The following is an 8,501-nucleotide window of genomic DNA, read 5'->3' on the forward strand; positions in this document are numbered from 1 at the left end:
GTCGTCCTGTGGTGGCTCGGGGTGGCGCCGGGTGCGGGCGGGAGGGCGCGCGAGGGGACCGGACGTGATCGGGGCGGGTCAGACGCGGCTTGCGGGCCGTGCGGGGGCCGGAAACACCGGGCAAAGCCTACCCCAGGTCCATGATATTTCCAAGTCGGCAGGCTGGGGGGCCCGGCGACGCCAAGGGCAAGGCCGCCCGACAATGCCGCCCCTGCCATGAAAATGCAAAGGGCCGCCCGGAAGGGGCGGCCCGAATATGTGGAACCGGGCTGACGTGCCAACGGCCAGCCATGCCAGACTGAACGTGCGAAAACGCCAACGCCGGGCCGGATGACGGGCTAGCGGCAATCCCGCTAGAACTCCCGCAGGGTCAGGGGGGCGGCATGGTTGGGCGGGCCGAAGCCCTGCCCCGGCGTGTAGCTTTCGCGCAGGCACAGGTTCAGGTAACGCTGGGCGCGCTGCACGGCGGGCAGCAGGTCCATGCCGAGGCCAAGGCAGGTGGCGATGGCGGCGGACAGGGTGCACCCGGTGCCGTGGTTGTTGGGGGTATCCACGCGCGGCTGGGAAAGTGCGATGATCTCCGGTGCGCCGCCGGTACCGGGCAGGGGACCGGACAGGCCCAGCCAGTCGATCAGGTCGCCGCTGCCCTCGAAGTGGCCGCCCTTCAGCAGTACCGCCTTCGGTCCCATGGCCAGGATGCGGCGCACCGCCTCACGGACGTCAGCTTCGGTGGCGATGTCCATGCCCGCCAGCATTTCCGCCTCGGGGCGGTTGGGGGTCAGCAGGTCGGCCAGGGGCAGCACGCGACGCACCAGGGCCTGCATGGCGTCTTCACGCAGCAGGCGGTGCCCGCTCTGGCTCACCGACACCGGGTCCACCACCAGCGGGAAGTTCTTGCGGGCGGCCAGCACGTCGGCCACGGCCTCGATGATGGGCGCGGAAAACAGCATGCCCGTCTTGGCACCGGCCACGGGAAAGCCGTCCAGCACGGTGGTCAGTTGCAGCGCCACGAACTCCGCGTCCGGGGCGTGGATGCCGGTGACGCCAAGGCCGTTCTGGGCCGTGAGCGCGGTGATGACGCTCATGCCGAAGCCGCCGAGGGCGGTCATGGCCTTCAGGTCGGCCTGGATGCCTGCGCCGCCGCCGGAATCGGACCCGGCGATGGTCAGGATGCAGGGGGGCGTGGCGTGCGGTGCGTGTACGGTCATGCGGGGTTCCTTGCCGACAGGACGAACAAGCCGAGGCCTGCCGTTATTCCAGAATAAAGTTCACACCTTACAAAGCATTCGCTGTTAACGTACTTGGCGCTGGCTTCGAGCGACAGCGGGCTGTGCCCAAATTAGGATTTTTGCTCGTTGGCGAGGAAAACAAGCCCGCCATGAGGGAGTGCGGCAGCCGTTAGGTGAGCGAAGCGAACCTTGCGGATGGCGACCGCATCGCGCTCTTATCGTATTCGACCGGGCCTCAGCCGTTAGGCGAGCGCGTAGCGCGAGTCTTACGGATAAGGACAGCAAAGCCATGGCGGGCGAAGTTTGACCGCGTTGCGCACGATGTCCGTAGGGCTCGCAAACTCGCCCAACGGCCACGCTTCGCGCCCTCCGGGTCGGAAGCCAACGGACAAAAGGACAATTTGGGCCCTACACCACGGCGTCCAGCAACAGATTGTCGCGATGTATAACTTCCGGATAATGCGCATCACCCAGGATGGCCGCCACCTCGTGGCGCTTGTGCCCCATGATGCGCCGCAGTTCCGCCGCCGCGTAGTTGGAAAGCCCCACCCCGATGACAGTGCCGTCCTGCGCGGCCACGCGCACCAGCGCACCGGAGCCGAAGCCCCCTTCCACCGCGCACACCCCGCCGGGCAGCAGGCTTTTGCCGCCCTGCAGCAGGGCGCGGGCCGCGCCCTCGTCCACGGTGACGGTGCCTGCCGGGTCCGACTGATAGGCCAACCAGTACTTGCGGCGCGAGACGGTGCGGGCGTCGGCGCGCACCCAGGTGCCAATGGCCTCTCCGGCGAAAACGCGGGCCAGCACGTCGGGCTCGCGCCCCGGCACGATGAGCGTGGGCACGCCTATCTGCGCGGCGCGCCGCGCGGACAGCAGCTTGGAATACATGCCGCCGGTGCCCACGGACGTCTTGCCGCCGCACAATCCGTCCAGGTCCAGCCCGTGCACGTCGTCGATGCAGTCCATGACACAGGCGTCGGGGTTGTCCTGCGGATTTTCGGCAAACACGCCACCCGCCGAGGTCATGTTCACGAACAGGTCGGCTTCCACGATGTTCAGCAACAGGCTGGCCAGGCAGTCGTTGTCACCGAACTTCAGGTCGTGCACGGCCACGGTGTCGTTCTCGTTGACCACGGGGATGGCCCCCCAGTCGAGCAGCGCGGCAAAGGTGTTGCGGGCGTTGAGGAAGCGGTTGCGGCTCTTCAGGTCGTCGCGGGTCAGCAGCACCTGGGCCGATATGCGCCCGCGCCGGGCAAAGGCTTCATCATAATGATGCATCAGGCGGCTCTGCCCGATGGCCGATGCCGCCTGCCGGTGGGGCATGCCCGCGATCTCGCAGCAGCTGCGCAGCACGCCGCGCCCCGCCGCCACCGCGCCGGAAGACACCAACACCACGCGACGCCCGCCTTCCTGCACGGCAGAAAGCTGGCCTGCCAGCGATTCCACCATGGCAAGGTCCAGCCCTTCGCCATTGGTCAGCACGGCGCTGCCCACCTTGACCACGACGCAACGCGCATCCGTCAGCGCCCTGCGCCGTTCGGCCTGCCAGTCGCCCGCCGTATCCGCCTGATCCCGCCTTGCCTCGTTCCGTCCGGACATGCCGTCGCTCCGTTGGGATGCGGGCGCGCCGCCAGCTTGCGCCGGGGTTATTCGCGCACCCAGATCACCTCGATGTCGCTTTCTTCCTCGTCGAATTCCTCGGTCTCGCGCAGGCGCACCAGTGCCTCGTGGTTGTCCAGTTCGTCGCGCATGCGCCACATCTCGGCCACCACGTCCTCCACCCCCTCGCCGGTCAGCGCGGACATGAAGTGCACGGTGCGGCCATCGGCAGCTGCGCGGTCGCGCAGGGCCTGCACTTCTTCGGGGTCGCGCAGGTCGATCTTGTTGACCACCTGCAACTGCACCCGCTGGCCAAGGTCCGCGTCGAAGCGCACCAGTTCCTCGTTGATGAGGTCAAAGCCGCTCCACGGGCCGTCGGGGCTGTCCAGCGACACGTCTTCCACGCTCAGGATGTGCACCAGGAACCGGGTGCGCTCCACGTGCTTCAGGAAGCGGTGCCCAAGGCCCTGCCCTGCGTGCGCCCCCTCGATGAGGCCGGGAATGTCCGCGATGACCAGCCGCTGTTCGGGATCTACCTCGTCGATCATCACGCCCAGGTTGGGGATCAGCGTGGTGAACGGATAGGCCGCGATCTTGGGCCGCGCCGCCGACACCTTGGAGATGAAGGTGGACTTGCCCGCGTTGGGCAGGCCCAGCAGGCCCGCGTCGGCCAGGATCTTCAGTTCCAGGCGCAGCGAGCGCACCTCTCCCGTCTCGCCCTTCTGGGCAAAGCGCGGGGCGCGGTTGGTGGAGGACTTGAAGTGCTCGTTGCCCTTGCCGCCGCGCCCACCCTGCGCCACCACGAAGACGGTCTCCGGGTCGGAAAGGTCGCACAGCAGGGTTTCACCGTCCTCGGTCACCTCGTATATCTGGGTGCCCACGGGCAATTCCACCGTCAGGTCGTCGCCCTTGCGGCCATGGCACTGGCTGCCCATGCCGCCCTGCCCGTTCTGCGCCTCGTAGTTGCGTTGCAGGCGGAAGTCGTAGAGCGACAGCAGCCGGTTGGAGGCGCGCAGGATGACGCTGCCGCCGTCGCCGCCGTCGCCCCCGTCGGGGCCGCCGCGCGGCACGAACTTTTCGCGGCGGAAAGAAACGCAGCCGTTGCCGCCGTTGCCCGCGCGAACCGTAATGGTGGCTTCGTCAACGAAGCGCATGATGATGCCTGCCTTGAAAACTGTGGATATGCGATGGATGCGGCGCCCGGAATGCCCGGAACGCCGAAGCGATGCCGAAAGTGCCCGGCCTGCCGTAACGCGCCCGGCGCGGTGAACGCACAGAACGCCGAAAAATCCGGTGTGGGCGCCGACAACCGGCGCGCCTGCCCCGCCTTCCGTGCCGGTTTGGGCCAGACCTGTCTGGGCCTGCCGGGTTCGGACCTGACTGGCATGGATATGACTGGTTCGGTCTCCATGTCAGGCCTGCCCGGCACCATTGATGCAATGGGTACGGCCTGCCTGCCCCGTGCACTACACGAGCCCGCGGCACGGAGCCAACACGAAAGGGGCGGAAGAACGCTACGCGACTTCCGCCCCGGAAATGCAAGCCGTGGACGTGTATGTGCGGCCTGGCCTACGCCTGGGCGGGCACCACGTGCACGCGGGTCTGGACCTTCTTCTTGCGGGTGTACTTTTCGTACTTCACGGTGCCCTCGACGGTGGCGAACAGGGTGTAGTCCCTGCCCATGCCCACGTTGTCGCCGGGGTGCACGCGAGTGCCCAGCTGACGAACCAGAATGTTGCCGGCCAGAACCTGCTCGCCGCCGAAGCGCTTCACGCCGCGGCGTTGTCCGGCGCTGTCGCGACCGTTGCGAGAGCTGCCGCCTGCTTTCTTATGTGCCATGACGTGTTCTCCTTGGCGCTAGGCCTGGATGGCCTTGATCTTCAGGGCCGTGAAGTCCTGACGGTGGCCCTGCTTCTTGCGGGAGTCGTTGCGGCGCCACTTCTTGAACACGATGAGCTTTTCGCCGCGACCGTGTTCGACCACCTCGGCGGTGACCTTCGCGCCTTCCACATAGGGAGCGCCGACAGAAAATGCGCCGCCGCCCAGCATCAGAACCTTATCGATGACAATTTCGCTGCCGGCTTCGGCCTCGAGCTTCTCGACGAAGATCTTGGCGCCTTCTTCGACGCGGAACTGTTTGCCACCCGTTTCGATAATCGCGTACATTAGTAACCTCCATGACGAGAGAGGGCTGACTTATCCTCATTCGGGGCAGGAAGTCAACCCCGGATTGCCACCCTGCGCGGCCGAGCCCCGGAAATGTTCGTAAAATTCCATCAGGACGGCCACCAGCGGGCCGCATCCGCGCGCGAACGCGGGCCTTTTGGCCGGTCCACGCTCCCCGGCATGCGGGGCCGATGTCGATAGCACACGCCCACATGCCCCGCAAGGTCGGGATTTCCCCCCACCGGCAACGGCCAGCGTGCAGCGCCCGCATTAGAATTTCCCCTTTCTTCAACGATACCATGTGCAAGCAAATGCTTACGGCCCGGCACAGCCAGGCCCCGCGAAATTTCTAACAGACGCCCCGTGGTTCCGGGGGTATATCCCTTCTCGAGTGTGTCTCGTCTCGCGTCCGGGGGGAACCCCGCACCAAGGCCCTCCCCCAAGGCTGTTCCCCCCGGACCACCAAAAAATGCGAGCACACCAAAGCGCCCTTGCCGCAAAGGGCGCCGGAACGGCGAAAGCCGTTTTTTTGTTGCCCGAGCAGAAACGCGTGCATCGACCCGACAGGCCTGCATCTCCGCCAATTCGCCTGTACGCCAATTCGCCTGCCTGCCAGTTTGCCAGTTCGGCAGCCCGCACGGGCTGCCTGCCTCCTCCTCTCGCCCGGCCCCGGCGCGCATCCCCCTTCCCTTCCCGCCCCGTCCCGGCTACCATGCCGCACTGCCGTGCCCTGCACGGCATCATCACCAGAGAGGTCGGCATGAAAGGCATCATTCTCGCCGGTGGGTCCGGCACGCGGCTCTATCCCATCACCATGGGCGTCTCCAAGCAGCTCATGCCGGTGTACGACAAGCCCATGATCTACTATCCGCTGTCGGTGCTGATGCTGGCGGGCATCCGCGAGATATGCATCATCACCACCCCGGCGGACCAGCCGCGCTTTCGCGAACTACTGGGCGACGGCGCGCAGCTCGGCCTTTCGTTCACCTACATAGAGCAGCCCCGCCCCGAAGGGCTGGCCCAGGCCTTTCTGCTGGCGCGCGACTTTCTGGCCGGCGAACCCAGCTGCCTGATCCTTGGCGACAACCTGTTCTACGGCGACCGGCTGCCCTCGCTGCTACGGCAGTGCGCCCGGCTGGAAAAGGGCGGCATCGTGTTCGGCTACAAGGTGCGCGATCCGGAACGTTACGGCGTGGTGGAGTTCGACGCGGCGTGCAAGGTCATGAGCATCGAGGAAAAACCCGCGGCGCCCAAGTCGCGCTTTGCCGTCACCGGGCTCTATTTCTACGACGGGCGCGCGCCGGAACTGGCCGCGCGGCTCTCCCCCTCGCCGCGCGGCGAACTGGAAATCACCGACCTTAACAACCTGTACCTGCGCGAAGGCAACCTGTCGGTGGAGTTCCTGGGGCGCGGGGTGGCCTGGCTGGATACCGGCACCTTCGAATCGCTGCATCAGGCGGCGTCGTTCGTGCGGGCCGTGCAGGACAGGCAGGGGCTTAAAATCGCCTGCATAGAGGAAATCGCCTGGCGCAAGGGCTACATCGACGACGACGCCCTGCGCGCGCTGGCAGCCCCCATGCTGAAGAACGACTACGGCCGTTACCTGATGGACATCATGGAGGACCGCCTGGCGGTGTGACGGGGCGGAATCGGGACTGGCGGGACTGGCGGGACTGGGCAAAACCGGGCGGGTCCAAACGGGACGCCCAGACCCGGGACACCATCGAAGATTGCCGGTTGGTTCGCCCCGCTCCGCCGGGTGCAGCGCACGCAAAAAGGCCGCCCTTGCGGACGGCCCCTTCGGAAAACTGGCGATGCGCGCATCGGCGCGCCCGAAAATCCGCGACGCCCCGGCGAGGGACGCGGCACGGTGCCGAAGAAACCCGGCGGGCAAGCCCGGCCCTGATTCCTTCGTTCTGCGGTCCCTTTAATGATGCATGTGGTCGCCCTTACCGATACGGTAAAAGGCGGTGGCCACGATGACGCAGAAGTAGATGGCGATCAGGCTGACGCCCAGGAAACCCTGCGGGCTCGAATGCATCGCATTCTGAATCAGTTCGTTCATCATGTCCGGACTCCTTGTGCGGCCCGGCGGCGGCACGCGGTCACGCAAGGCGACCGCCACGCACCGGGCGGGGATAGACGTGAACACTCCAGGTCCGCAGATTACTTGCCGCTTTTCCGGCAAATGTCAAGCGCATCGTGAATTCCCGCACAAGGCATGCACCCGTAAAGCCTTGCGCGCACTTGCCTCGCGCGCCGTCCCGCTGTACATGGCCCGCCCCGCACCCGGCAGGAATGACGCCGGGCACCGGCAACACCGTACGGGGCATCCCCCCTCCGCCAGGTGACGCCCCGCCCGGTCCGCCATCGCAATCGGCGCAACCGGACGGGCCGAAGCAAACATGCACGCGCGGCCACCCCGGTCGCCACGTTCACAACATATTCATGGAGACACCATGTCCGATACCACCCCCCGCCCCGGCGACCTTCTGGAACTGACCGTGGACGGCCTTGCCGCTGGCGGTCGCGCCGTATGCCGCCACGAGGGCCGCGTCGTGTTCGTTGCGGGCGGCCTGCCCGGCCAGCGCGTCCGCGCCAGACTGACCACGGTGAAGCGCCGCTTCGCCGAAGCCACGCTGGACGCCGTGCTTGAACCGTCGCCCATCCAGTGCGCCCCCTTCTGCGTCCACTTTGGCGATTGCGGCGGCTGCGCCTGGCAGGACCTGCCCTACGCCGAGCAACTGCGCTGGAAGGAACGCTTCGTTGTCGATGCGCTGGGGCGCATCGGCGGCCTGCGCGACGCCAACGTGCTGCCCATCCTGGCCTCCCCCGCCGAGCGCGGCTTTCGCAACAAGATGGAATTCGCCTTCAGCCAGCCCGGTGACGGTCAGCTGCACTTGGGCCTGCGTCGCCGCGCTTCGCGTGCGGTGGTGGACATAACGGAATGTCACCTGCAAACGCCGCTCACGGCGCGCATCGTAGAGGCGGTGCGCGACCTCGCGCGCGAAAGCGGCCTGCCCGGCTGGGATGACGGCAGGCAGGACGGGTTCTGGCGTTTTCTGGTGGTGCGCGAGCCGGAACTGGGGCGGAATGCCGACACCGGCCCCCCGGCGGAAGGCGACGGGCAGGACGCCCCGGGCCGCCAGTGCATGATCCAGTGCATCACCGGGCGGCACCCCGGCGCGGCCCAGGCCGTCTCTCGCCTGGCCGAGGCGCTGCGCGCCCGCTTTCCCGAGGTGACCGGCGTGGTGCATTCGCTGCGCCTTGATCCGGAACAGGTGGCCTACGGCGAACGGGTGCTGGCCGTGGACGGCGAGGCCGTGCTGACCGAGCGCCTGGGCGGCAACGACCTGCTGCTGGGTCCCGATTCGTTCTTCCAGACCAACACCGCCGCCGCCAGCCTGCTGTACGCCGAGGCGCGCCGCATGGCCGCCGCCGGCCCGGACGACACGGTGTGGGACCTGTACTCCGGCGTGGGGGCCATTGCCCTGCACCTGGCCCGCGCCG

8 protein-coding genes are annotated in these 8,501 nt (G+C 67.2%); 2 read left to right on the top strand and 6 right to left on the bottom strand.

Features of this window, described 5'->3' with window-relative positions; genetic code table 11:
• Window positions 1-353: 353 nt before the first annotated feature.
• From thiD to rplU, 5 genes are all read right to left on the bottom strand, one after another.
• Window positions 354-1,208: a bifunctional hydroxymethylpyrimidine kinase/phosphomethylpyrimidine kinase gene (thiD, locus tag FVW20_RS02000; RefSeq protein WP_196608075.1), complete on the bottom strand. Its 855-nt coding sequence runs from the start codon at window positions 1,206-1,208 to the stop codon at window positions 354-356.
• A gap of 429 nt (window positions 1,209-1,637) precedes the next feature.
• On the bottom strand, window positions 1,638-2,825 hold the full coding sequence (gene proB, locus FVW20_RS02005) for a glutamate 5-kinase (RefSeq protein ID WP_196608076.1): 1,188 nt from the start codon (window positions 2,823-2,825) through the stop codon (window positions 1,638-1,640).
• Between the two features lie 47 nt (window positions 2,826-2,872).
• Complete coding sequence (obgE, locus tag FVW20_RS02010) at window positions 2,873-3,979, bottom strand: GTPase ObgE (RefSeq protein ID WP_196608077.1); 1,107 nt, start codon at window positions 3,977-3,979, stop codon at window positions 2,873-2,875.
• 415 nt (window positions 3,980-4,394) lie between these two features.
• Window positions 4,395-4,664 (bottom strand): 50S ribosomal protein L27, encoded by a 270-nt coding sequence (rpmA, locus tag FVW20_RS02015; protein ID WP_035066468.1) that lies wholly within the window; start codon window positions 4,662-4,664, stop codon window positions 4,395-4,397.
• Window positions 4,665-4,682: 18 nt separating this feature from the next.
• Complete coding sequence (gene rplU, locus FVW20_RS02020; RefSeq protein ID WP_007523828.1) at window positions 4,683-4,991, bottom strand: 50S ribosomal protein L21; 309 nt, start codon at window positions 4,989-4,991, stop codon at window positions 4,683-4,685.
• Between the two features lie 760 nt (window positions 4,992-5,751).
• Here rplU and rfbA point away from each other — a divergent pair.
• A complete protein-coding gene (gene rfbA / locus FVW20_RS02025; RefSeq protein ID WP_196608078.1) occupies window positions 5,752-6,630 on the top strand; it encodes a glucose-1-phosphate thymidylyltransferase RfbA in 879 nt (292 codons plus the stop codon).
• A 288-nt stretch (window positions 6,631-6,918) separates the two neighbouring features.
• On the opposite strand, the gene FVW20_RS02030 is transcribed toward rfbA, so the two are convergent.
• Window positions 6,919-7,059, bottom strand: a complete 141-nt coding sequence (locus tag FVW20_RS02030; protein WP_196608079.1) for a hypothetical protein — start codon at window positions 7,057-7,059, stop codon at window positions 6,919-6,921.
• 391 nt (window positions 7,060-7,450) lie between these two features.
• On the opposite strand from FVW20_RS02030, the gene FVW20_RS02035 reads away from it, so the two are divergent.
• Window positions 7,451-8,501 (top strand): class I SAM-dependent RNA methyltransferase (locus tag FVW20_RS02035; RefSeq protein WP_196608080.1); only part of this gene is annotated, 1,051 nt, incomplete at its 3' end.

Origin of the sequence: Nitratidesulfovibrio oxamicus (assembly GCF_015731765.1) — a bacterium.
Classification (GTDB): domain Bacteria; phylum Desulfobacterota; class Desulfovibrionia; order Desulfovibrionales; family Desulfovibrionaceae; genus Cupidesulfovibrio; species Cupidesulfovibrio oxamicus.